Below are 24570 nucleotides of genomic sequence, written 5' to 3'. Positions count from 1 at the left end.
GAGCGGGCGAACGGGTATCAGATCACGTAGTCGAGGGAGCGGTCGATGGCCCGGCTGAGGCCGGTGTCGACCGCGAGGCCGGCGTCCATCGCCTCGAACCAGCGGGCTCGTGGGGCCGGTTCCGGGACCGATCCGGATGCCGGGAGGGATGCCGCGTCGGGGCTCAGGCGCACGACATCGCCGACGACGATGACCGCCGGCGAGCGGACCTGTCGGGACGCCGCGAGGTGCGCGATCGTGCCGAGCGTGCCGATCGTGACGCGCTGGTTCTCGCCGTAGCCGTCCTCGACGACCGCGACGGGGCAGTCGGCTCCGCGCGCGCCGGAGGCGAGCACGTGCGCCGAGTGGCCGAGCGTGTTCACGCCCATCAGCAGCACGACCGTGTGCTCGGCGCCGCCGGGGAGCCGCTCGATCTGGTCGTGGGCGCTGACGACGGTGAACGAGGTCGACACCCCGCGGTGGGTGAGCGGGATCCCCGCGACGGCCGGCACCGAGACGGCGCTGGTCACGCCCGGCACGACCTCGACGGCGATGCCGGCCTGTTCGCAGTGCAGCTGCTCCTCGCGCCCGCGTCCGAACACGAACGGGTCGCCGCCCTTGAGGCGGACCACGCGGCGTCCTTCGGAGGCGAGCTGCACGAGCAGAGCATTGATGCCGTCCTGCGGCACCTTGTGGTGGCCGGGGAGCTTCCCGACGTCCACGATCTCGGCCGTCAGCTCCACCCCCTCGGCGGCCAGCTGATCCAGGACGGCGCGGGCGCCGAGCCGGTCAGCGACGATGACGTCGGCGTCCTGCAGCGCGCGCAGCCCGCGCAGCGTCAGGAGGCCGGCATCCCCGGGGCCTGCACCCACGAGCGTGACAAGACCGGTCATCGGGAGCCTCCCTGGGCGAGTCCGCGGCTGCGCAGCAGGCGCCGCTCGAGCGGTCCGAAGATCACGAGCTCGATCAGGATGCCGATCGCGAGGATCAGCAGGATCGTGCCCAGGACGCCGGCGAGGTCGGCGAGCTCGCGAGACTGCTGCAGCATCGAACCGAGTCCGAAGCCCATCGATCCGCCGAACGCGATGATCTCGGCCGCCATCAGCGACCGCCACGAGAACGCCCAGCCCTGCTTGAGCCCCGCGACGTAGCCGGGGAGGGCGGCCGGCAGCACGACCGAGGTCGCCAGCTGCCAGCGGCTCGCGCCCAGAACGATGCCCGCACGGCGCTGCTGCGGCGGCACCTGGTCGATGCCGGAGAGCAGCCCGTTGACGATCGAGGGGATCGCGCCCATCAGGATCACGAAGTACACGGTGGCGTCGCTGAGGCCGAACCAGATGATCGCGGCGGGCACCCAGGCCACGGAGGGCAGCACCTGCAGCCCCGAGATGAGCGGGCCGGCAGCGCGGCGGAGCGGCTTCCACTCCGCCAGCAGCATCCCGAGCGGGGTGCCGACGGCGATCGCGATGAGGAAGCCGAGGACGCCGCGTTCGAGACTCGTCGCGACCGCCTCCTGCAGGCGGCCGGACTCCCAGGCGTCGCCGAGGGCGGCCGCGACCTGCAACGGGCCGGGGGAGAGGTCGGGGCGGGGCTGGGCGATCACGACGTACAGCTGCCAGGCGGCCAGCAGCACGACGAGCAGGATGACGGGCGGCAGGACCTTGGCCAGCACCGCTCTGCCGCCTGACGAGCGCCGATCCTCGTCGTTCTGCAGCCGGTCGAGGCCGGTGGAGAGCGTGCTCAGCTCGTCGAAGGTGTCGACGGGGGTGGTCTTGGCGGTCTCAAGCGGCATTGCGGCGGATCTCCTCACGCAGCTCGGAGGTGATCTCGGCGGCCAGTGCCGACACCTCGGGAGATTCGATGCGACGTGCCGTGCTGCCGGAGATCCGCCACTCCCGCGAGATCCGGCCCGGCCGGCTGGAAAGCAGGATCACGCGCTGACCGAGCCGGGCGGCTTCGCGCACGTTGTGGGTGACGAAGACGATCGTGCGACCGGTCGCACGCCACACGCGCTCCAGCTCCTCGTGCAGGAGGTCGCGGGTGATGGCGTCGAGAGCGGCGAACGGCTCGTCCATGAGCAGGACGGGACGGTCCTGCGCCAGGGCGCGCGCCAGCGCCACGCGCTGACGCATGCCGCCGGAGAGCTCGTGCGGGCGCTTGTCCCCGGCATCCGCCAGGTTCACGGTCGCCAGCAGTCGCTGCGCCTCGTCCCGGCGCGCGGCGCGCGCCACCCCGCGCAGCCGCAGGGCGAGCTCGACGTTGCGCCGTGCCGTCAGCCACGGCATGAGGGCGGACTCCTGGAACATGACGGCGGCGCCGGCATCCGGCGTGGTGATCTCCCCCGAGGTGACCGGCTCGAGCCCGGCGACGAGGTTCAGGAGCGTCGACTTCCCGCAGCCCGAAGCGCCGAGCAGGCACACGAACTCCCCCGGCGCGATGTCGAGGGAGACGTCGTCGAGGACGACGGGGCCGGATCCGAACCGCTTGGTCACGTGCGAGATGCGCACGATCGGCTCCGCCGGAGCGGATGCCGGGGCCACCGGGGCGACCCCGTCGAAGCTGGGCGCCAGCGAGGAGGCGCCCGCACTCGCGCGCGCGATGTCGTCGGGCAGAGTCCTCCCCGCGGGCGCCGCCATCATTCCTCCCCGAGGCCGCCGGCGGAGACGGGCTCCTGGCCGTCCGCCTCGAGCAGCGCGTTCAGGGCGGTCAGATCGAACAGCCCGTCGATCGAGCCCTCCTTCTGGGTGCCGGCGGCGAGGCCGTTCTCGACGAGCGTCGTGAAGGTCTCCGCGTGCGGGTCGACCGTGAAGGTCACGTTCTCGAGCGCCCGGGCCAGCACCTCGTCGGAGAGGCCTTTGCCGGTGGCGTCCGTCAGCGCCGCGTTGATGACGTCGGGAGCCTCGGCGGCGTTCTCGTCCAGCCAGGCGACCGAGGCGATGTGTCCCTCGAGCAGCTGCTCGACGACGTCCGGGTGCTCCTCGGCGAACTCGGCGCGCACGAGCAGGACGGTCGTCGGGAAGGCGCCGTCCTCCCACAGCTCGGCTTCGTCGACGAGGACATGCGCCCCGGCATCCACCACGAGGCGCGAGACCCACGGCTCGGGCAGCCACGCGCCGTCGAGCTCGCCCTTCTGGAACAGAGTGAGCGTCTGGGCGTTCTCGGTCGGGGTGATCGTGACGTCGCCGCCGCCGGAGGTCGAGGTCTCGAAGCCCTCGTCGGCCAGCCAGCTGCGCAGCGCGACGTCCTGCGTGTTGCCCAGCTGCGGGCTGGCGAGATTCGTGCCCTCGAGGTCGGCGACCGACTCGATGCCGTCGCGCACGACGAGAGCGGCCCCGCCGCTCGTCGCACCCGCGATGATGCGCGCCGACTGCCCGCCGGACTGGATGAAGGTGTTGATCGACGGGTTCGGCCCGATGTACGTGGCATCGATCGCCCCGGCGGACAATGCCTCGATCGCGGCCGGCCCGGCATTGAAGATCTCGGTCGACAGGTTCACGTCCTCGCCGAGGGCGTCCTCGAACAGGCCCTGCTCCACGCCCACGAGCGCCGGGGCGTGGGTCACGTTGGCGAAGTATCCGAGGCGGACCTCGTCGACGGATCCTTCCTGCGTGCCGGACCCTTCGGCGGCGGAGGCGCAGCCGGCGAGCATCATGGCACCGAGTCCTAGAGCGGTGAGTGTCGTGGTCCTGCGGGTGATCTTCACGGTTTCGCCTCCTTAGACGTGTTCGGGTGGTGCGGGTTCAGTCGACGACGGTCGCTGCGGCGAGCGTCGCTCCGTCGACGGGGTGGATGAGCAGCAGCGATCCGGCGGCGCGGTTCACGGCGTACGGTTCGAGCGGCAGCTCGGCGGCGAAGCGCAGCCGGACGCGGCCGATCTCGTTCACGGCGAGCCGGTCGGCGTCCTCGTGCGCGAGCGTCTCCAGGTCGCGACGGTCGATGATCTCCGCGATCAGCGCCTGCACGGTCGCGGTGCCGTGCTTGACGAGCACTTTGGCGCCCGGAGCGACGTCTCGAGGGTCCAGCTGGAACAGTTCGACGACCGCCTCGCGACGCGGGGTCGGGGCGGTGCCGGTCGCGACGATGACGGCGCCGCGTGCGGCATCCACCTCGTCGGCGAGCGTCACCGAGATCGACTGCGCGGCCGTGGCGGAGTCCGCTTCGCGGCCGGCGACGCGGATGCCGGTGATGACGGTCTCGTGGCCGCCGGGGAGCACCTCGACGCGGTCGCCGACGCGGACCGAGCCCGAGGCCACGCGTCCGGCGAAGCCGCGGAAGTCGCGGTACCGCTCGGCCTCGTCCTCGGGGATGCGGGGGTCGAGCCCGCCCTGCGGGCGCAGCACGATCTGCACGGGGAGGCGGAAGGCGGCATCGGCGGACTCGGTCTCGTCCTGCGCGGGCAGCGTCTCGAGCAGCTGGATCAGCGTCGGGCCGGTGTACCAGGGCGTCTGCGGCGACCGGTCGACGACGTTGTCGCCCTCGAGGGCCGAGACGGGCAGCACATGGATGCCCGAAAGACCGAGCTGCTCGGCCACGCGCTCCGTCTCGAGCTCGATCTCGATGAAGCGGTCCTCGTCGTAACCGGTGAGGTCGATCTTGTTGACCGCGACGATCACGTGGGCGACCCGCAGGAGCGACACGACCGCGAGATGACGACGCGTCTGCTCCACGACGCCCTTGCGCGCGTCGACCAGTACGATCACGGCGTCCGCGGTGGCCGAGCCCGTGACCATGTTCCGGGTGTACTGCACGTGGCCGGGGCAGTCGGCCAGGACGAAGCTGCGCTGATCCGTGGCGAAGTAGCGGTAGGCCACGTCGATCGTGATGCCCTGCTCGCGCTCGGCCCTGAGGCCATCGGTCAGAAGGGCGAAGTCGAACTCGCCGTGCGCGAAGCCGCGGGCGCGCGAGGTCGAGGCGACCTGCTCGAGCTGGTCGGCGAGGATCGCCTTGGCGTCGTGCAGCAGCCGGCCGACGAGGGTGGACTTGCCGTCGTCGACCGACCCCGCCGTCGCGAACCGGAACAGCGTCTGCTCCCCCGCCCCTTCGTTCGTCGGGCGGTCTTCCCTTTCGTTCGTCGGGCGGCCGTCCGTCCCCTCGTTCGTTGAGCGGCCGTCCTCCCCCTCGTTCGTCGGGCGGGCGTCCGTCCCCTCGTTCGTCGGGCGGCCGTCCTCCCCCTCGTTCGTTGAGCGAGCCGAAGGCGAGTCGAAACGCGGTGCCGAAACGCTCGTGATGTCGATGCTCATTAGAAGTACCCGTCCTTCTTGCGGTCCTCCATGGCGGCCTCGCTGATGCGATCGTCCGCCCGCGTGGCGCCGCGTTCGGTGAGCGTCGACCGCGCCACCTCGGCGACGACCGAGGCGGTGTCTGCGGCATCCGACTCCACGGCGCCCGTGCAGCTCATGTCGCCGACCGTCCGGTAGCGCACGACGCGCTTCTCGACGTGCTCGTCGGGACGCGGAGCGGAGAACTCGCCCACCGCCCACCACATGCCGTCCCGGCGGAAGACCTCGCGCTCGGCGGCGTAGTACAGCGGAGGGAGCGCGATGCCCTCGCGTTCGATGTAGCGCCAGACGTCGAGCTCGGTCCAGTTCGAGATCGGGAACGCGCGCACGTGCTGCCCGGGCAGATGCCGCCCGTTGTACAGGCTCCACAGCTCGGGGCGCTGGTTGCGCGGGTCCCACTGGCCGAACTCGTCGCGCAGGGAGATGATGCGCTCCTTGGCGCGCGCCTTGTCCTCGTCGCGACGGGCGCCGCCGAAGACGGCGTCGTGCTTGCCCGCGGCGATCGCGTCCAGCAGCGGCTGGGTCTGCAGCGTGTTGCGCGTGCCATCGGGGCGCTCGGTCAGGCGGCCGTCGTCGAGGTAGTCCTGCACGCGGGCGACCTCGAGGGTCAGCCCGAGGTGCGCCACGGTCTCGTCGCGGAACGCGATGACCTCGGGGAAGTTGTGCCCGGTGTCGACGTGCAGCACCGGGAACGGCACGCGGCCGGGCGCGAACGCCTTGGTGGCCAGGTGCAGCACGAGCACCGAGTCCTTGCCGCCGGAGAACAGCAGCACCGGTCGCTCGAACTCGGCGACGACCTCGCGGATGATGTGGATGGCCTCGGCCTCGAGTACGTCCAGAGCGCTCAGGCGACCGGCCGCGATCGGGGCTTCCTCCTCGTTCGTTGAGCGAGCCTCCCTCTCAGTTGAGCGGGCATCCCCTTTCTCGTTCGTTGAGCGAGCCTCCCTCTCCTCGTTCGTTGAGCGAGCGGAGCGAGTCGAAACGCGCCCACTGTCGCGCGGCGGTGACTGCGTTTCGACTCGGTCGGCTGCGCCGTCCTCGCTCAACGAGCGGGGGAAGTCGTTCGTGCTGTCCTGCCCTGACGAGCGGGGGAGGTCGGTCGTGCTGTCCTGCCCTGACGAGCGGGGGAAGTCCTGCCCCGACGAGCGGGGGGAGGGAGCTGGAGTGGTGTTCGTCGTCATACGTGCAGCCCGCATTCTGTCTTCGCCTGTCCGGCCCAGCGGCCGGAGCGGGGGTCTTCGCCGGGAGCGACCGGCTTGGTGCACGGCTCGCACCCGATCGACGGATAGCCGAAGTCCACCAGCAGGTTCACCGGTGCGCGGTGGTCCGCGGCGTAGCTCAGGACGTCGTCGAAGCTCCAGGCGGCGACCGGGTTGACCTTGACCAGCCCGTTGCGCTCGTCCCACGTCACCAGCGGAGTGTTCGTCCGGGTGGGGGCCTCGTCGCGGCGCACCCCGGTGAACCACACCTCGTATCCGCCGAGCGCGTCCTGCAGGGGCGCGACCTTGCGGCGGGCGCAGCACAGCGCGGCATCCCGTTCGAAGAGCTTCGTGCCGTACTCGGCATCCTGCTCGGCGACGGTCTGGTCCGGTGTGACGTCGACGATGCGGACGTCCAGCGCGCGGGCGACCTCGTCGCGCGTCGCGTAGGTCTCGGTGAAGTGGTATCCCGTGTCGAGGAACAGCACGTCCACGCCCGGCAGCTGCTCGGCGACGAGGTGCGGCAGCGCGGCGTCCGCCATCGAGCAGGCGACGGCCGCAGCATCCGCACCGAAGTGTCGAGCCACCCAGGCGACGACCTCGGCGGCCGACGCCTCGTGGTCGGTCAGGCTGCCGAGCTCCGCGTTGCCCTGCTCGGCGAGGGCCGCGAGCTCGTCGCGGCTGCGCTTGGTCCGGATGCGCGGGGCGAGGCTGATGGTCATTGCAGCGCCTCCTCGTCCGCGCGGTGCGCCCAGTGCGCGAACGTCTCGTCCTGCTCGCGATCCGTCAGGTAGCGGCGGATCACGCGTTCGGCGTAGTCGGCGATCCCGTCGGCGGGGACCTTCAGGCCGCGCACGGTCCGGCCCAGGCCGGCGTCCTCCCGGTCGGGGCCGGCCAGGCCTCCGCCGAGGTGCACCTGGTAGCCGGGCACCTGCTCGCCGTCGATCGAGACGAGCTGGCCCTTGAGTCCGATGTCGGCGGTCTGGATGCGTGCGCAGGAGTTAGGGCATCCGTTCACATGCAGGGTGATCGGGCGGCCGATCTCGGGCTCGAGCGCCCCCAGGCGCTCCTCGAGCTGCTGGATCGCGCGTGCGGCGTTCGCCTTGGTCTCGACGATCGCGAGCTTGCAGTACTCGATGCCCGTGCACGCGATGGTGCCGCGGCGGAACAGACTGGGCCGCGCCGACAGGCCGAGCGCGTCGAGACCCGCGACGAGACCGTCGACCTCCGATTCCGGCAAGTCGAGCACGAGGAGCTTCTGATACGGCGTGGTGCGCACGCGGTGCGAGCCGTGCACCTCGGCGAGGTCGGCGAGCGCCGTGAGAGTGCTCCCCGAGACCCTGCCGACGAGAGGCGCGGCACCGACGTAGAAGCGGCCGTCCTTCTGTGCGTGCACCCCGACGTGGTCACCGAGGCTCGTGGGCTTCGGCGCGGCCGGTCCGTCGGGCAGCGGGCTGTCGAGGTACTCGGTCTCGAGCACCTCGCGGAACTTCTCGGTTCCCCAGTCGGCGAGCAGGAACTTCAGACGTGCCTTGTTGCGCAGGCGCCGGTACCCGTAGTCGCGGAAGATCTGCGTGACACCGTGCCACACCTCGGCGACGCGGTCGGGGGAGACGAAGGCGCCGAGGCGCTCGCCGAGACGGGGGACGACGGAGAGGGCCCCACCGACCCAGAGGTCGTATCCGATGCCGAGCTCCGGATGCTCGACCGCGACGAAGGCGCAGTCGTTGATCTCGTGCACGACGTCCTGGCTGGGATGCCCCGTGATCGCCGTCTTGTACTTGCGGGGCAGGTTCGCGAGCGTCGGGTCCCCGATGAAGCGGGCAGCGATCTCCTCGATCTGCGGCGTCGGGTCGATGAGCTCGTCCGCGGCGATGCCCGCGACGGGGGAACCCAGGATGACGCGGGGCACGTCTCCGCAGGCCTCGGTGGTGCTCAGCCCCACCTCTTCGAGACGGCGCCAGATCTCCGGGACATCCTCGACGCGGATCCAGTGCAGCTGCACGTTCTGCCGGTCGGTGAGGTCGGCGGAGTCGCGGGCGAAGGTGGTGGAGATCTCGCCGATAACCCGCAGCTGGTGCGTCGTGAGCTGGCCGCCGTCGATGCGGACGCGCAGCATGAAGTACTCGTCCTCGAGTTCGTGCGGCTCGAGCTGGGCGGTGCGCCCGCCGTCGATCCCGGGCTTGCGCTGGGTGTACAGGCCCCACCAGCGGAAGCGGCCGTGGAGGTCCGTCGGATCGATGCTCTGGAAGCCTCCGGCCGCGTAGACGGTCTCGATGCGCTCACGGACGTTGAGGCCGTTGTCCGCCAGCTTGAACTCCTCGTTGCCGTTGAGCGGCTCGGTGCCGTCGACGAGCCACTGGCCGTGCGGTTTCGTCGGCGTGCGGCCGGTGCGGGTGCGTGCACCGCGGATCGGGGTCTGCTGAGGGGTGGTCATGACGATGCTCTCTCGGATGGCGTTGGACCACTGTGACGAAACCGGGCTCTCGCGTCGCGGGTCCGCGACACATGACGTCAGCAGACGAAACATGGCGTCATGTGGGTGACGGGGCGGGAGGAATGCGTTCTAATGCGGTCCCTCGGATTCGAACGTTATCGAAGAAAAATGCGAATGAAGCCTGAAGCTGTCTGCGGGAGTCTGTTTCGTTGTCCTGATTTCTCGTATCCACGTCGAAGAAATGTTCGACAACTGGTCCGATCGGGAGTACGATAGGGACATGGCCACCCACCTGAATCCGCTGCACGAGGCGCTCGCCGTGCTGGATCGGGTGTGGGGCGAGGCGGGGGATGCGACCGAGCTCTCGCGGGATCAGCTGGTCGCGGTGAACGACGCGCTCGGGGTGCTGGAGCGCCGGACGAGCGCCGTGCATGCGGAGGTCGCGGCCGGCATCTCGCACGAGTCGCGTGCCGAGCTGGGGCCGGACTCCCTGGCCAAGCAGCAGGGCTTCCGCACCCCGGCGAAGCTGATCGCCGCGTCGACTGGTGGTTCCACTGGAGACGCGACCCGGCTGGTCAGGGTCGGCGAGGCGACAGCGCCGCGGAGGAGCTTCGTCGGGGAGCGCTTGCCGTCGAGATGCCCGGCGGTCCAGGCGGCACTCGCGGAGGGGGTCATCGGCGACCAGGTCGCGGGGCTGATCATCTCGATTCTCGACAGAGTGCGCGTGACGGCGGGGGCGCAGCGCGTCGCCGAGGCGGAGCGACTGCTCGTGGCGCAGGTTCCCGGGCTCGCGATGGACGACGTGCGCCGGCTGATGACGCGTGTGCAGGCGTGGCTCGATCCCGATGGTGTCCAGCCTCGCGAGGAAGAGATCCGCGCCCGGCGCTCGCTGCGGATGTGGGAGCGCGACGGCGAGTTCCACGCCGAATACGTCACGGATGCCGCGTCCGCCGCCGCGGTGAAGGCCGCGCTGCGCGGGTATGTGTCCGCCGCGTTCGCGGCCCGCAAGGAGGCGCTCCACGCGGACTCGCCGGACGCCGATCGCCGCACGATCGAGCAGCTGCAGGCCGATGCGCTCACCATGATCTGCCAGCACGCCCTGGACTGCGATCGCAAGGACGTCCCGCTGGGCGGCGCGAAAGTCGTCGTCCGCGTCGCCCTCGAAGACTTGCAGTCCGGTACCGGGGTCGGACGCATCGACGGGACCGACCAGCCCGTCAGTATCGCCGCGGTCCGGCGGATGGCCGCCGACGGCGAGATCATCCCGTGGGTGCTCGGGGGCGACGGCGAGATCCTCGACTGGGGTCGTGGTCGACGGCTGTTCACGCGGGCGCAGAAGCTCGCGCTCGCCGAACGCGACGGCGGATGCGCGATGTGCGCGCTCCCGGTCGAGATGACGAAGGTGCACCACATCGACTGGTGGGAGCGGGATCGCGGCCGGACCGACCTCTCGAACGGCATCCTGCTCTGCGAGACCTGTCATCACCGCATCCATGACAACGGGTGGGAGATCCGCATCGACGGGATCGGCGTCGCCGCGCGCGTGTGGTTCATCCCGCCGCCCTACGTCGATCCGGCCTGCACGCCCCGCCTGGGCGGCCGCGCCCGCTTCGACCTGCTCGCCGCGGCCTGATCCGGCCGGATGGCGTGCTCGGTAAAACTTGAGTGAACTCGTATCAAGTTTGTTTGACAGCGACCGATCCCCGATGTACAGTTGAGTCATCGCGACTCAGGTTTCCCTGATCGCCGCAGATTTCCCACCAGGCTTCAGCAACAGAAGGAGAAACACATGGCACGTGCTGTTGGAATCGACCTCGGTACGACGAACTCCGTCGTCAGCGTCCTCGAAGGTGGCGAGCCGAAGGTCATCGCCAACGCCGAGGGCTTCCGCACGACCCCCTCGGTCGTCGCGTTCACGAAGGACGGCGAGGTGCTCGTCGGCGAGACCGCCAAGCGCCAGGCCGTCACGAACGTCGACCGCACTGTCGCCTCCGTCAAGCGCCACGTCGGCACCGACTGGTCGTTCGACGTCGACGGCAAGAAGTGGACGCCGCAGGAGATCTCCGCGCGCATCCTCCAGAAGCTCAAGCGCGACGCCGAGTCGTACCTGGGCGACACGGTGACGGATGCCGTCATCACCGTCCCGGCATACTTCAACGACGCCGAGCGCCAGGCCACCAAGGAGGCCGGCGAGATCTCGGGCCTCAACGTCCTGCGCATCATCAACGAGCCCACCGCCGCGGCCCTCGCGTACGGCCTCGACAAGGGCAAGGAGGATGAGCTGATCCTCGTCTTCGACCTCGGTGGCGGAACGTTCGACGTGTCGCTGCTCGAGGTGGGCAAGGACGACGACTTCTCCACCATCCAGGTGCGCGCCACCGCCGGTGACAACCGCCTCGGCGGCGACGACTGGGACCAGCGCCTGGTCGACCACCTGATCAAGCAGTTCAAGGACTCGACCGGCGTCGACGTCTCCGGCGACAAGATCGCCCTGCAGCGCCTCAAGGAGGCCGCGGAGCAGGCGAAGAAGGAGCTCAGCTCCTCGACGTCGACGAGCATCAACCTGCCGTACCTGTCGCTGACCGAGAACGGGCCGGTGTCGCTGAGCGAGACGATCACGCGTGCCAAGTTCGAGGACCTCACGAAGGACCTGCTCGACCGCACCAAGAAGCCGTTCGAGGACGTCATCCGCGAGGCCGGCATCAAGGTCGCCGACATCGACCACATCGTGCTGGTCGGCGGCTCGACCCGCATGCCCGCCGTCGCCGATCTCGTCAAGCGCGAGACCGGCAAGGACGCCAACAAGGGCGTGAACCCGGACGAGGTCGTCGCCGTCGGCGCCGCCCTGCAGGCCGGCGTTCTCAAGGGCGAGCGCAAGGACGTCCTGCTCATCGACGTCACCCCGCTGTCGCTCGGCATCGAGACCAAGGGCGGCCGGATGACCAAGCTCATCGACCGCAACACCGCGATCCCGACCAAGCGCAGCGAGACCTTCACGACGGCCGACGACAACCAGCCGTCCGTCGCGATCCAGGTCTTCCAGGGCGAGCGCGAGTTCACCCGCGACAACAAGCCGCTGGGCACGTTCGAGCTCACCGGCATCGCCCCGGCTCCTCGCGGCATCCCGCAGATCGAGGTCACGTTCGACATCGACGCGAACGGCATCGTGCACGTGTCCGCCAAGGACAAGGGCACGGGCAAGGAGCAGTCGATGACCATCACCGGTGGCTCGTCGCTGTCGAAGGAGGACATCGAGCGCATGGTGCGCGAGGCCGAGGAGAACGCGGCCGAGGACAAGCGCCGCGCCGAGGCCCTCGAGCAGCGCAACCAGGCCGAGACCCTCGCCTACTCGATCGAGAAGCTCATCAAGGAGAACGAGGACAAGCTCCCCGCCGACGTGAAGGACTCGGTCCAGGCCGACGTCGACGCTCTCAAGACGGCTCTCGCCGGCGAGGACGACGACGCCGTGAAGGCCGCGTTCGACAAGCTCAACGAGTCGCAGGGCAAGCTGGGCGAGGCGATCTACGCGCAGAACCAGGCGGATGCCGCGGCCGGATCCGAGCAGCCCCAGGATGCCTCGGGTGACGCCTCCTCGGACGAGGATGTCATCGACGCCGAGGTCATCGACGAGGACGAAGAGAAGAAGTAACCATGACGGACAAGAACTTCGACGACAACGGCGAGGTTCGGCCTGAGGGCGAGGGGTCGGATGCTGCGGCATCCGGCCCCGCGCCGCAGGAGAACCCGGACTCCGCCGAGGCTGCGGCGGCCGAGGGCTCGGACGCGACCCCCGCGGACGACCTGACGGTCGAGGACATCCTCGGCACCGAGCAGACCGGTGAGGCCGCGGCGGAGGATGCCGTGCTCGCCGATCTCGAGTCGGCGCTGCTGAACGACCTCAAGCGTCTGCAGGCGGAGTACGCCAACTACCGTCGGCGCACCGAGGAGCAGCGGCAGGTCGAGATCGATCGCGCCAAGGGCGAGGCGGCCAAGGGGCTGCTGCCCGTGCTCGATGACCTCGACCGCGCTCAGCAGCACGGCGACCTCGAGGAGGGCACGCCCTTCGCGGTGATCGCGGAGAAGATCCGCGCCGTCGTGGAGCGCCTGGGCGTCGTCGCGTACGGCGAGAAGGGCGAGGAGTTCGACCCGCAGCGCCACGAGGCGATCTTCCAGCAGCCGACTCCGGGCGCCGAGGCGACCACGGTGCTCGAGGTCGTCGAGGTGGGCTACCGCCTGGGCGATGTGGAGCTGCGACCGGCCAAGGTGGTCGTCGCGGTTCCCGCGGAGTAGGGGTCCGATGGCAAGCCAGGACTGGTTCGACAAGGACTTCTACAAGACGCTGGGCGTCTCGAAGGACGTCAGCGATGCGGAGCTGAAGAAGACGTACCGCAAGCTGGCGCGCAAGTATCACCCGGACTCCAACCCGGGGGATGCCGCGGCCGAGGCGACGTTCAAGGAGATCAGCGAGGCGTACTCGGTGCTCTCCGATGCGGAGCAGCGCAAGGAGTACGACGAGATCCGGGCCATGGGGTCCGGTGCGCGATTCACTGCGGGTGGCTCGGGCGCCGGCGGGTTCGAGGACGTCTTCAGCCGGTTCGGGCAGCGCGGTCAGTCGGCCGACTTCGACGACATCTTCGCGATGTTCAACCAGGGCGGCCAGGGCGGCTCGTTCGGCTCCGGGCGCTTCGGTCAGCCCTCCGGCGGGTTCCGGGGCTTCGGCGGTCCGCAACGGGGTGCCGATGTCACGGCTCGCACGACGCTCGACTTCATCACCGCTGCGCAGGGTGAGACGATCACGCTGCAGGGGGAGGACGGCAAGCCGTTCAAGGTGAAGATCCCGGCCGGGGTCGCGGACGGGCAGAAGATCCGTCTGCGCGGCCGAGGCCGGCCTTCGCCGGACGGCGGAGAGAACGGCGACATCGTCGTGAGCGTCGCGGTGCGGCCGCATCCCGTGTTCACGCGGGACGGGCTGAACCTGCGCGTCACCGTGCCGGTGACGTTCACCGAGGCGACGCTCGGGGCGACGATCGAGGTGCCGACCCTCGGGGGCGACCCCGTGAAGCTGCGCGTCGCGCCCGGGACGCCGTCCGGGCGAGTGCTGCGGGTCAAGGGCCGGGGCATCGCCAGCTCCAAGGGCACCGGCGACCTGCTCGCCGAGCTGCAGGTGGCCGTGCCCTCGCACCTCGACGACGCCGCGCGCGAAGCGCTGGAGGCGTTCGCCGCGGCCGAACCGAAGGAGAATCCGCGGGCCGACCTGATGGCCAAGGCTCGCGGCTGATGAGTCCCCTCTCGCTTCCTTCACTCGCTGAGCAGGCTCCCCTCTCGCTCGCTGAGCAGGCTCCGCTCTCGCTCGCTGAGCAGGCTCCGCTCTCGCTCGCTGAGCAGGCTCCCCTCTCGCTCGTTGAGCGATCCCCCCTCTCGCTCGTTGAGCGAGCGAAGCGAGTCGAAACGCAGTAACCGACAGGACACACAGGAGGTGATGGCGATGGTTCCCGACGACGAGGACGCTCCGGTGTTCGCGATCGCCGTCGCCGCTGAGCTCGCGGGCATGCACCCGCAGACCCTCCGCCAGTACGACCGGATCGGACTGGTGGTGCCCGGCCGCACCCGTGGCGGGTCGCGGCGGTACTCGGCGCGCGACGTGCAGCAGTTGCGCGAGGTCGCGCGGCTGTCCTCCGAGGGCATGAGCCTCCCGGCGATCGCACGGCTCATCCATCTGGAGGACGAGGTGCGGATGCTGCGCCGGCGCGTCCTCGAGCTCGAAGGCGCGCTGCGCGCTGAGCGGGAGAACCGTCCGGGCGGGCGCGTGTTCGCGGCGGGAGCGAGCGGCGTGATCCCGGTCGGGCAGGGCCGTCGCATCCGCCGCTCGACCGAGATCGTGCTGTGGCAACCCGGCGGCCGCCGCGGCGAGGACTGAGCCCGGCGGCGCTCCCCGCCCGTCTGTCTGGCGCTTGTGTACGGCCGTGACGGCGTGTCGCGGGCATTCGCGCCACATAGACGGGCGATGAGCCGCAGCCGCCGGACAGCGCGGGGCGGTAAGGTGGCGACACGATGAGGATGACGCGCCGCACGCTGCTGATCGGCGCCGGTGTCGGCGCCGTGAGCGTGCTTCTCGCGTCCTGCACACCGGAGCCCACGCCGTCGCCGACCGCGACGCGTACTCCGACCGGGACTCCGCCCCCGATCGACGGGCCGGTGCCCGCGCAGTGGCTGCGCAGCGCCTGGACGACCGATCCGTTCGCGCGCGGAGCAGCGAGCTTCACCCCGGTCGGGGCGCAGCCGAGTCTGCGGGAGGCGCTCACGGAACCCGTCGAGGGACGCGTGTTCTTCGCCGGCGAGACGACCGACACCGAGGCGCCCGGAACGCTGCGCGGCGCGCTCCGTTCCGGGGAGCGCGTGGCGTCCGACCTGCGCGGTCGCGCCATCACGGGAGAGCGGATCGCCGTCGTCGGCGCCGGGCTGTCCGGTGCCGTCGCGGCCGGCCTGCTCGCCGAGGCCGGGGCGGAGGTCACGGTCTTCGAGGCCCGCGATCGGATCGGCGGACGTGTGGACTCGCGGGTCTCCGAGGACTGGCCGGTCCCGGTGCAGCTCGGCGGCTGGCTGCTCAGCCCGGACGACGGCGACCTGCGAGAGCGCTTCGAGGGCATCGACACACGCCTGCTGGAGCTGACCGGGGCGCAGTGGCGCTCCTTGGAGGGCGATGTCGATCCGGTCGGCGACGACGTCCTGACCGCGGCGATCACGGCGGCCCAGGCGCAGCCGGCTGACCTCTCGATCGCCGAGGCCCTGACCGCGAACGGCGCGGACATCGAGGACCCCGCGCTCGCAAGCCTGCTGGCGGCGCTGGCCGCAGCATCCGGAGGGGATGCAGACGTCCTGTCGAGCTGGTTCCCTCCGTCCCTGCCTCAGGATGCCTATGCGGCCCCATCGGCCGATCTGTCCGCGTTCGTCGAATCGCTGCTGCAGGACGTCCGCGTCAGCCTGTCGTCCCCCGTCTCCCGGGTCGCCTACGACGACACCGGCGTGAGCCTGCGGATGGGCACGGGGGAATCGCTGTCCTTCGACCGCGTGGTGCTGACCCTTCCCCTGGGCGTGCTCCAGCACGGCGGAGTGGAATTCGCGCCCGCCCTGCCGTTCGCGCATCGCGGCGCCATCGCGGACCTCGGCGTCGGCGCGATCGAGACGATCTGGCTGCGCTTCGACGAACCATTCTGGGAGTCCGAGGCGGCGTTCTGGCACGTCGTCGGCGGGGACGGCGTCATCCGGACCTGGCTCAATCTGCTGCCGACGACGGGCGAGCCCGTTCTCGTCGGTCTGGTGGGCGGAACCGCCGCCGAGGAGTTCGCGGCGCTCGGCGATCAGGAGGCGGTGGCCGCGGCGGTCGCCGCACTCGCGCCGTTCATCCCTGCGGACTCGACTGAGCAGTGACGGGCGCGACCCGCGCGCGACGAGCCAGCGGGCTCGGCATCCGGCTCACGCCGACGATCGCCGCCGCGACGAGGGCGAAGATCGCGAGGGCGATGCCGCTGGTGAGCAGGAACTCGGCGGGACCTGAGACCTGGCGCGGGTCCAGGAAGTAGTACGGGTACCAGCCGATCGAAGGACCCCGCCACAGCGTGAGAAGTCCCCACGCGATCGGGAAGGCAAGGGATGCCGGTACGACGCGCCACGGCACCCGGCGATGCCCCGGTGTCAGGCTCCATGCCAGCGCCGTGCACGCCGGCAGCCAGAAGTGCAGCAACTGGTCGGACCAGGGGACGTCGATGCGGATGCCGCGCAGTCCCGCCTGCCAGACGATGAGGGCGAACGCGAGACCCGCAGTTATCGTCCACGTGAGGACGAGGGCGAGCACGACGGTGAACCAGCGCGGATCCGCGTCGCGGCGGAAGGCGAGGACGCCGCCGATCGCCAGCGCGACCACGAGCGCGCAGTTGGACTGCACCGTGAGATAGGCGAAGAAGTTGTCGCCCGCGACAGTGTGGGAGCTCAGACCCCAGAACAGGCGATGGGTCAGCGCGGCCAGGCAGACGGCGGCGGTCAGCAGGCGCAGCACGCCGAAGATGGTCCGCCATCGCACGCTCGCATCGCCTCCTCTCCCGCGCGGTCACGTCATCTGGCGAGTCTACGGAGGCTCGGATGTGCGGCGGATCCGGGCAGGCGGAAGGGCAACGAGTTGACTTCTGAAATCGATTCCAGTTAACTGTCTTTCGTTAACGGTACACAAAGAGGTGAAGTCATGGTCACGATGAGGCCCACCCGAGCACCTGCGCTCGGAGACCAGCTCGCAGCGGTCCTGCGGGACCAGATCGTCCGTCGGCACCTGCAGCCGGGTACTCATCTCGTCGAGGATTCGCTCGCGGCGGAGTACGACGTGAGCCGAGGTCCGGTGCGCGATGCCCTGCGTCAGCTCGAGTCCCAGGGGCTGGTCGAGTCCCGGCGCCGGGGATTCTTCGTCGTGGGCCTCAGCCAGGAGGACATCAACGATCTGTACGAGCTGCGCGAGTCCATCGAGCTCGTCGCGGTCACCCGTGCGATCGGGCGCGTTTCCGACGACCAGCTGCGCATCGGGCGCGAGATCGTCCAGGAGATGATCGCGTGCGCAGATCGCGCCGCAGCGGCCGATTTCGCCGACGCCGACATGCGCTTCCACGCACTGCTGTATCGGATCGGCGGCAACTCCCGCCTCATCGACGTCTGGGAGGCCTACGAACCGGTCTTCGCGAGCCTCATGCAGTTGACCGTGGAGGAGGATGTCGACCTGCACCCATCCGCGCACGATCACGGCCGCCTGCTCGATCTCCTTGAGGAGGGCGACGCCGACGAGATCAGGGCGGAGCTGCGCGAACACCTCGACGGCGCGCGTTCTCGCATGGCGCACGCGGTTCAGGCGCTCATCGAAGGTGCCGGAGAGGAGCGCGCCTCATGAGCGTGGTCGACATCGAGCGACCCGTGGAGGCATCGACGGCACAGGGCGGCACGCCGTCCGGCATCGGCCGCCGCCGATTCGTCGGGGTAGGACAGTCGAGGGCGCTGCTGGTGCTGGCGATCCCGGCACTGATCTTCTACGGATTCGCGGTCGTGGTCCCGTCGATCCGCGGCGCCGTGCTGGCGTTCACGAACTGGGACGGCCTCTCTCAGAACTACGACTTCATCGGGTTCGACAACTTCGTCCGGATCTTCACGTCTCAGAGCTCGCTCGACGCCCTGAAGATGACCTTGATCTTCGCGCTCGCCGTCACGGTCCTGCAGAACGGCATCGGTCTGCTCCTCGCCCTCGGCGTGAACAGCGGTCTCAAGTCGCAGAACTTCCTTCGTGTGCTGTTCTTCGCGCCCGTCGTGATCACGCCCGTCGTCGTCGCGTACCTCTGGAAGTTCCTGCTCACGCCCGACGGAGCGGTCAACACCCTTCTCGCGGCCGTCGGTCTCGGCGACGTAGCGCCCAGCTGGCTCGGCGATCCGTTCTGGGCCGCGGCATCCGTCGTCATGATGATCGTCTGGCAGCACGCCGGGTACTCCATGGTGATCTACATCGCCGGCCTCCAGTCCATCCCGCAGGAGCTCAACGAGGCCGCAGCGGTGGATGGAGCAGGTCCGTGGCGCCGGTTCTGGTCCGTCACGTGGCCGCTGCTCGCACCGGCCACGGCGATCAACGTCATGCTCACGATCATCGGCGGACTGAAGATGTTCACCGAGGTGTTCGTTCTGACCGCCGGCGGTCCCGGTGGCGCGACAGAGACGATGTCGACGCTGCTGTACAAGTCCGCGTTCCAGTTCAACGAGTTCGGCTACGGCATCGCGCTGGCGCTCGTGCTCGCCGTCGTCGTGGTGTTCTTCTCCGTCGCGCAGCAGCGCCTGAGCCGGAAGGGCGGCCACTGATGTTCCGCTACACCAAGGCGACCTTCGCCCGGGAGCTCGTCATGCTCCTGATCGCGCTGGCATTCATCTTCCCGGTCTACGTACTGGTCAATATGTCGTTGCGGCCGGCGAACGACGCCACCTCGGCGCTCGTCCCCTCTGCTCAGCCGACGTTCGACAACTTCATCCAGGCGTGGAACGAGGCGGGGCTCGCGCAGGCTCTGCTTAACAGCGCGATCGTGACCGTGACGAGCGTCGTCCTGATCGTCGCCATCTCGTCCATGGCCGCCTACCCGCTCGCACGCGTCATGTCGAAGCTGTCGACGACCGTGTTCTGGATCGTGCTCGTCGGCATGATGATCCCGTTCCAGGTCGCGCTCATCCCGCTCTACCAGACCATGCGCGATCTGGGTCTGCTCGGATCCCTCGCCTCGCTCATCCTCTTCTACACGGGCAGCCAGGTGCCGTTCTCGGTGTTCCTCTACACCGGATTCCTGCGGACACTGGAGCGCGACTACGAAGAGGCGGCGGCGCTGGACGGTGCGGGCACGTTCCGCACGTTCACGAGCATCGTCTTCCCGCTGCTGCGCCCCATCACCGGAACCGTGATCATCCTCAACGCCATCACGGTGTGGAACGACTTCCTCGTGCCGTTGCTGTACCTCAGCGGCACTCCCCAGCAGACGGTCACCGTGGCGCTCTATGCGTTCGTCGGTCAGTTCGTCTCCGACTGGCCCGTGGTGTTCGCGGGCCTGGTCATCAGTGTGGTGCCGGTGCTGCTGGTGTACTTCCTCATGCAGAAGCAGATCATCAAGGGCTTCGCCGGAGGGCTGAAGGGATGAGCCTGGAGCCGTATGCGCTGCGCGTGGACGGGCAGCGCGAACCCCAGGGCGTCGTCACGGCGCCCTCGTTCTCCTGGCGACTGCGCTCCGCCGAACCGGGTGCGCGGCAGAGCGCGTACCGGATCACGGTGGCGCAGGTCCTTCCCGGTGGTGGGTCGGCACCGGTCTGGGATTCCGGGAACGTGCCGTCGGATCTGACCGTCGGCGCTCGCTACGCCGGCGCTCCGCTGGTTACCTCGGCGCGGTACCGCTGGGTGCTCTCCGTCGAGGATGCGAACGGTGCGATCGTGACCCGCACGGCGGAGTTCGCGACGGGGATCGTGCATCCGGACGAATGGCGCGCGGCCTGGATCGGGCGCAATCCGGTCTACCGTCACACGGCCCTTCCCCCGCAGGACACCGACATCAGCTTCACGGTGAACAAGCTCCAGCCGGTGCGCCGCTTCGTGCGGCACTTCGATCTCGATCGTGTTCCCGCGATCGCGCGCGTGCACGCATCCGCGAAGGGCGTCTACCGGTTGTACGTGAACGGTCGGAAGGTCGGCGCGGACGAGCTGGCTCCGGGGTGGACGGAGTACCGAGACCGCATCACGTACCAGTCCTGGGACATCGCGCCGCTCCTGCGACCCGGCCGCAACAGCGTCGCCGCGCTGCTCGGGGACGGGTGGTACGTCGGCTTCATCGGAACCGATCGCCGGCAGCAGGCGCAGCACTACGGCAAGGAGCCCGCGTTCCTGGCGCAGCTCGTGCTCGACGACGCCGACGGCGGTCGTCGGATCGTGGCCACGGACGGGGACTGGAAGGAGGACGCGTCCGACATCCTCTACGCCGACCTGCTCATGGGCCAGTACGAGGACTCCCGGCGCTCCGTGCCCGACTGGCACATGCCGGACCACGACATCGAGCACTGGTCGGATGCCGTCGTGAAGGACACCGCCGTCGACCTGCTGACGCCCGAGGTGGATCCGGGCGTGCGTGCGACCGTGCGTCTGCCCGCGGTGTCGGTGTCGTCTCGCGGAGAAGGCCGCTTCATCGTCGATTTCGGGCAGAACCTCGTCGGTCGTGTGCGCCTGACGCTGCGCGATCAGCCGTCTGATCGGCGCATCCAGCTGAATCATGCGGAGGTCCTCGACGCCGGCGAGTTGTACACGGCCAATCTCCGCACCGCCGAGCCGGTCGACGTGTTCTGGACGAACGGGGATGCGGAACAGGTCTTCGAGCCGCGGTTCACGCTGCACGGGTTCCGCTTCGCAGAAGTGCAGGGCCTGCAGGGAGAACTCTCACCGGACGACGTCGAGGCTGTCGTGCTGCACAACGACGCCGAGTTCGTCGGCGACTTCTCCTCGTCGGATCCCGCCCTCGACAGACTGTTCCAGAACATCCAATGGGGGCTGCGGGGCAACTTCGTCTCGATCCCGACCGACTGCCCGCAGCGGGACGAGCGACTCGGCTGGCTCGCCGATGCGCAGGTCTTCGCGCCGACCGCCCTGGCGCTCGCGGATCTCGGCCCGCTCCTGAAACGCTGGATGCGCGACGTGCGCAGCGCGCAGAACGGCGACGGCGCGTTCCCCGACATCGCACCGCACTTGATCCATCTGCGAGAGGGGGCACCGGCGTGGGGAGACGGTGGAGTGACCATCCCGTGGAACGTCTACCGCGCCACCGGTGATGTCGAAGTGCTCGCGGAGGCCGCCGACTCCATGATCGCCTGGGTGCGTCACATCGAGCGGCACAATCCGGACCTGATCTGGCGCACGCAGGTCGGCAACGACTACGGCGACTGGCTGCAGATCGGCGAGGAGACGCGCAAGGACGTCCTCGCGACGGCCTACTTCGCGCGCAGCGCCGACCTCACCGCGCGCGCCTTGCGGGAGATCGGTCGCGCCGAGGATGCCGAGGCGATCGAGCGGCTTCGCGAGCGGATCGGGGTGGCCTTCCGCGATCGGTTCCTGTCAGAGGACGGGACGGTCGCCGGTGACACGCAGGGCGGCTATCTCCTCACCCTCGCCTTCGACCTCTGCGCGGATGACGCACAGCGAGACCGCGTCGCGCAACGCCTGGTCGCAGCCGTCGAACGCAGGGATGTCTCGCTCACGACGGGTTTCGTCACCGTCGGGCTGCTGTGTCCGACGCTGGCGGAGATCGGACGCGAGGACCTCGCGTTCCGCCTGCTGCACAACGACCGCTACCCGTCGTGGCTCTTCTCGGTACGCAACGGGGCCACCACGATCTGGGAGCGGTGGGACGGGTGGACCCCCGAGCGCGGCTTCCAGTCTGCGCGGATGAACAGCTTCAACCACTACTCGCTGGGATCGGTCGGGGAATGGTTCCTCTCCGGCATCCTCGGCATCCGACAGGCGGAGGCATCGGCGGGATTCGCGGACATCGAGCTCGCACCTCGGTTCGACCCGCATCTGGATCACGCTGCCGGCTCTCTGGAGACGCCGCGAGGGCGCATCGAGAGCCGCTGGCGACGCGAGGGCGGACGCATCACGTGGAGCGTGATGGTTCCGCCCGGCCGCCCGTCGGTCGCCGTCCTCCCCGCCGCGCCCGAGGTCACGGAAGGAGGCGAGAACGCGACGCACTCGCACGGCGTCACCCTGATGGAACGAAGCCAGCGGGGCACTCGATGGCGGCTGGAACCCGGAACCTACGAATTCCGGTTCCCGGCCGAGTGAACCACTGAACCCGAACACCTGTACCCGGGGGCTCGCGCCCCCTTCCTGCATTGGAGTCTAGCCACCATGAAATCGCGTTACATCGCCGTCGTCGCCGGTGTCGCCGTCGCGGGCCTCAGCCTGTCGGCGTGCTCGTCGTCGGAGCCGACGTCGTCCACGGAACCCACGGATTCGCTCACGATCGCGACCACGTCGAACAACCAGGGCCCGATGGAGGCCGTCGTCGCAGCCTACGAGGAGAAGACCGGCCTCGAAGTCAACCTGACCGTCGCCGACACCTCGCAGTTCCAGACGACCATCCGCACCCAGCTGTCGAGCGGCACCGGCCCCGACGTGTTCACGGTCTGGGCCGGCGGCGGGAATCCCGGCGCCATCGACGTCCTGCAGGGGGCGGGCTATCTCGCGGACCTCTCTGATCGGGAGTGGGTCGACACCGTGGATCCCGGTACCGCCGAGACCCTGCAGATCGACGGCAAGACCTATGGGCTGCCGTCGAAGCTCGACGCGGTCGGCACGATCTACAACACGGCCACGCTCAGCGAGCTGGGACTGGAGGTCCCGACGACCTACAGCGACCTGCTCGCGTACTGCGCGGATGTGAAGGAGGCCGGAAAGGTCGCCTTCGCGCTCGGCATCCAGACCGACTGGGTCACGCAGCTCATCCCCTACGCGCTGGTCGCGTCCACCGTGTACGCGGACGACCCCGATTTCGATGCGCAGCTCGCCGACGGCTCGGCGACGTTCGAGGGCTCGGGCTGGGCCGACGCCTTCGACAAGTACCTCGAGATGAACGAGGCGGGGTGCTTCAACGACGATCCGCTCGGCACCGACGTCACCGCGTCCTACAACCTCGTGAACAGCGGCGAGGCGGTCGGTGTCGTCCAGGTCCTCGCGTCCTACCCGCAGATCGCCTCCACGGCGCCCGAGGGAACCGAGTTCGGGTTCTTCCCCCTGCCCGGCGACGATTCGGGTGAGACCTCGGTCCCGCGTGGCATCGGCGTGAGCTTCGCTGTCAACGAGAGCGCGAAGAACATGGTGAACGCGCTCGACTTCGTCGACTGGCTGGCCACGCCCGAGGCGACCGGCATCTGGTTCGAGGCCGCCCCGGGGATCCCGGCGCTCACGTCGGCGGAGGTCGAGCTCGACCCCGTGATGCAGACCGCGGCGGACGTCATCGCGGAAGGGCTGACCGCGCCCATGCCCGATCAGGGCTGGCCGAACGCGAAGGCGCAGTCCGCGCTGTTCGTCGGCGTGCAGCAGTTGTTCTCCGGCCAAGCGGGCGTCGATGACGTCCTGGCCTCGATGGACACGGCCTTCTCCGGCTGACCCATCCGGCTCCGGGATGCCGACGCTGGCGTCCCGGAGCCGCCCCTCCCGCACGACTTCCGGAAAGACCGCATACGCATGCCCACGCACGACATCATCACCGCCGTCCCGCTCGCCTTCGACGATCATGGAGCGCTCGACCTCGACGGATGCCGGGAGATTCTCGCCTACGTCGCCGCCTCCGGCGTCCAGGGTGCGCTGATCCTCGGCACCACGGGGGAGTTCCCCGCGCTGTCGATCGACGAGCGCAATGCCATCACGAGACTCTCCCTGGAAAGCCTCACCAGCATGCGGGTGATCGTGCACGTCGGGGCTGCGAGCCGGTTCGAGGTGTCGCAGCTGATCGCGGGCGCTCGGGGTGCCGGCGCGAAGGAGATCGCGATCCTCACGCCGTACTATCTCCCCGCACCTCCGGATGAGGTCTACGACTTCTTCCGGGAAGCGGTCGCGGAAGCCGCGGGATTCGATGTCTACGTGTACATGTTCGAGGCGCGGACGGGCATTCCCGTCGACGAGGAGCTCATCGTGCGGCTCGCGGGGCTGCCGGGAGTCGTCGGCGTGAAGGTGAGCGGCGAATCTCTCGATCTCATCTCCTCATTCCGCGCGCGCCTCCCCGAAGGCTTCCGGATCTACACCGGCTCGGACGGGGACTTCGCGAGGGCAGGGCTGGCGGGAGCGGACGGGGTCATCTCCGGCGTCGCGTCGGCGTTCGCGCGACCGTTCGTCGCGATGCGTCGAGCGCTGATCGACGCCGACGCCGGTCGCGTCGACGAACTGCAGAAGGACATCGACGAAGTCGTCGAGGCCGTGGACGGATCCCCCGCGCGGATGCGCGCCGTCCATCGCCTCGCCGGGCGTCCCGTCGGCGGTCGGCGCATGCCGATCCCCGAACCGGACGCAGCGGAACTCGCGCGACTCGAGCGCGCGGTCCCGCGTTTCCACTAGAAGCGGCATCCGATCGGATGCCGCGAGATG

General features: G+C 69.6%; 20 protein-coding genes and 1 pseudogene. 12 read left to right on the top strand and 9 right to left on the bottom strand.

Annotation, left to right across the window (positions count from 1 at the left end; translation table 11 throughout):
• Positions 1-17: 17 nt before the first annotated feature.
• The 8 genes and pseudogenes from cobA to KYX17_RS17605 form a co-directional block, all read right to left on the bottom strand.
• The gene (gene cobA, locus KYX17_RS17640; RefSeq protein WP_243228269.1) at positions 18-872 is read right to left on the bottom strand and encodes a uroporphyrinogen-III C-methyltransferase; all 855 of its coding nucleotides are present in this window, start codon (positions 870-872) and stop codon (positions 18-20) included.
• Positions 869-1771 (bottom strand): ABC transporter permease, encoded by a 903-nt coding sequence (locus KYX17_RS17635; RefSeq protein WP_243228268.1) that lies wholly within the window; start codon positions 1769-1771, stop codon positions 869-871. Before KYX17_RS17635 ends, cobA begins: the two co-directional genes overlap by 4 nt.
• Positions 1761-2618, bottom strand: coding sequence for an ABC transporter ATP-binding protein (locus KYX17_RS17630; protein ID WP_374208967.1), 858 nt, complete (start codon positions 2616-2618; stop codon positions 1761-1763). Before KYX17_RS17630 ends, KYX17_RS17635 begins: the two co-directional genes overlap by 11 nt.
• Positions 2615-3631 carry an ABC transporter substrate-binding protein gene (locus KYX17_RS17625; RefSeq protein WP_374208976.1) on the bottom strand — a complete coding sequence of 339 codons (1017 nt, stop codon included), beginning with the start codon at positions 3629-3631 and terminating at the stop codon, positions 2615-2617. The genes KYX17_RS17630 and KYX17_RS17625 overlap by 4 nt, the downstream gene beginning before the upstream one ends.
• Before the next feature lie 88 nt (positions 3632-3719).
• Positions 3720-5219 (bottom strand): sulfate adenylyltransferase subunit 1, encoded by a 1500-nt coding sequence (locus KYX17_RS17620; protein ID WP_243228265.1) that lies wholly within the window; start codon positions 5217-5219, stop codon positions 3720-3722.
• Positions 5219-6127, bottom strand: a pseudogene (cysD, locus tag KYX17_RS17615) (sulfate adenylyltransferase subunit CysD); the annotation flags it as partial. The pseudogene cysD and the gene KYX17_RS17620, both read right to left, overlap by 1 nt.
• Before the next feature lie 308 nt (positions 6128-6435).
• Positions 6436-7179 (bottom strand): phosphoadenylyl-sulfate reductase, encoded by a 744-nt coding sequence (locus tag KYX17_RS17610; protein ID WP_243228264.1) that lies wholly within the window; start codon positions 7177-7179, stop codon positions 6436-6438.
• Positions 7176-8894 (bottom strand): nitrite/sulfite reductase, encoded by a 1719-nt coding sequence (locus tag KYX17_RS17605; protein WP_243228263.1) that lies wholly within the window; start codon positions 8892-8894, stop codon positions 7176-7178. Before KYX17_RS17605 ends, KYX17_RS17610 begins: the two co-directional genes overlap by 4 nt.
• Positions 8895-9174: 280 nt before the next feature.
• On the opposite strand from KYX17_RS17605, the gene KYX17_RS17600 reads away from it, so the two are divergent.
• The 6 genes from KYX17_RS17600 to KYX17_RS17575 all read left to right on the top strand — a co-directional run bounded on the left by KYX17_RS17600 (position 9175) and on the right by KYX17_RS17575 (position 16322).
• On the top strand, positions 9175-10527 hold the full coding sequence (locus KYX17_RS17600) for an HNH endonuclease signature motif containing protein (RefSeq protein ID WP_243228262.1): 1353 nt from the start codon (positions 9175-9177) through the stop codon (positions 10525-10527).
• A 156-nt stretch (positions 10528-10683) separates the two neighbouring features.
• Positions 10684-12543, top strand: a complete 1860-nt coding sequence (gene dnaK, locus KYX17_RS17595; RefSeq protein WP_243228261.1) for a molecular chaperone DnaK — start codon at positions 10684-10686, stop codon at positions 12541-12543.
• Positions 12544-12545: 2 nt separating this feature from the next.
• Complete coding sequence (locus KYX17_RS17590) at positions 12546-13184, top strand: nucleotide exchange factor GrpE (protein ID WP_243228260.1); 639 nt, start codon at positions 12546-12548, stop codon at positions 13182-13184.
• 7 nt (positions 13185-13191) lie between these two features.
• The gene (locus tag KYX17_RS17585; RefSeq protein WP_243228259.1) at positions 13192-14172 is read left to right on the top strand and encodes a DnaJ C-terminal domain-containing protein; all 981 of its coding nucleotides are present in this window, start codon (positions 13192-13194) and stop codon (positions 14170-14172) included.
• Positions 14173-14373: 201 nt separating this feature from the next.
• A complete protein-coding gene (locus KYX17_RS17580; RefSeq protein WP_374208966.1) occupies positions 14374-14811 on the top strand; it encodes a heat shock protein transcriptional repressor HspR in 438 nt (145 codons plus the stop codon).
• A 140-nt stretch (positions 14812-14951) separates the two neighbouring features.
• Complete coding sequence (locus tag KYX17_RS17575) at positions 14952-16322, top strand: FAD-dependent oxidoreductase (RefSeq protein ID WP_243228257.1); 1371 nt, start codon at positions 14952-14954, stop codon at positions 16320-16322.
• Here the strand turns inward: KYX17_RS17575 and KYX17_RS17570 are convergent.
• Complete coding sequence (locus KYX17_RS17570) at positions 16294-16971, bottom strand: Pr6Pr family membrane protein (RefSeq protein ID WP_243228256.1); 678 nt, start codon at positions 16969-16971, stop codon at positions 16294-16296. The genes KYX17_RS17575 and KYX17_RS17570 overlap by 29 nt on opposite strands.
• Before the next feature lie 159 nt (positions 16972-17130).
• Here KYX17_RS17570 and KYX17_RS17565 point away from each other — a divergent pair, with 159 nt between their 5' ends.
• The 6 genes from KYX17_RS17565 to KYX17_RS17540 all read left to right on the top strand — a co-directional run bounded on the left by KYX17_RS17565 (position 17131) and on the right by KYX17_RS17540 (position 24540).
• A complete protein-coding gene (locus KYX17_RS17565) occupies positions 17131-17820 on the top strand; it encodes a GntR family transcriptional regulator (protein WP_243228255.1) in 690 nt (229 codons plus the stop codon).
• Positions 17817-18770 (top strand): carbohydrate ABC transporter permease, encoded by a 954-nt coding sequence (locus tag KYX17_RS17560; RefSeq protein ID WP_243228254.1) that lies wholly within the window; start codon positions 17817-17819, stop codon positions 18768-18770. Before KYX17_RS17565 ends, KYX17_RS17560 begins: the two co-directional genes overlap by 4 nt.
• The gene (locus KYX17_RS17555; RefSeq protein ID WP_243228253.1) at positions 18770-19591 is read left to right on the top strand and encodes a carbohydrate ABC transporter permease; all 822 of its coding nucleotides are present in this window, start codon (positions 18770-18772) and stop codon (positions 19589-19591) included. The genes KYX17_RS17560 and KYX17_RS17555 overlap by 1 nt, the downstream gene beginning before the upstream one ends.
• Positions 19588-22269: an alpha-L-rhamnosidase gene (locus tag KYX17_RS17550; protein WP_243228252.1), complete on the top strand. Its 2682-nt coding sequence runs from the start codon at positions 19588-19590 to the stop codon at positions 22267-22269. Before KYX17_RS17555 ends, KYX17_RS17550 begins: the two co-directional genes overlap by 4 nt.
• Before the next feature lie 66 nt (positions 22270-22335).
• A complete protein-coding gene (locus KYX17_RS17545) occupies positions 22336-23595 on the top strand; it encodes an ABC transporter substrate-binding protein (protein ID WP_243228251.1) in 1260 nt (419 codons plus the stop codon).
• Positions 23596-23673: 78 nt separating this feature from the next.
• Positions 23674-24540: a dihydrodipicolinate synthase family protein gene (locus KYX17_RS17540; RefSeq protein WP_243228250.1), complete on the top strand. Its 867-nt coding sequence runs from the start codon at positions 23674-23676 to the stop codon at positions 24538-24540.
• Positions 24541-24570 lie beyond the last annotated feature (30 nt).

It is taken from the genome of Microbacterium sp. CIAB417 (assembly GCF_022788845.1).
This window is presented reverse-complemented; position numbering and strand designations above follow the sequence as displayed.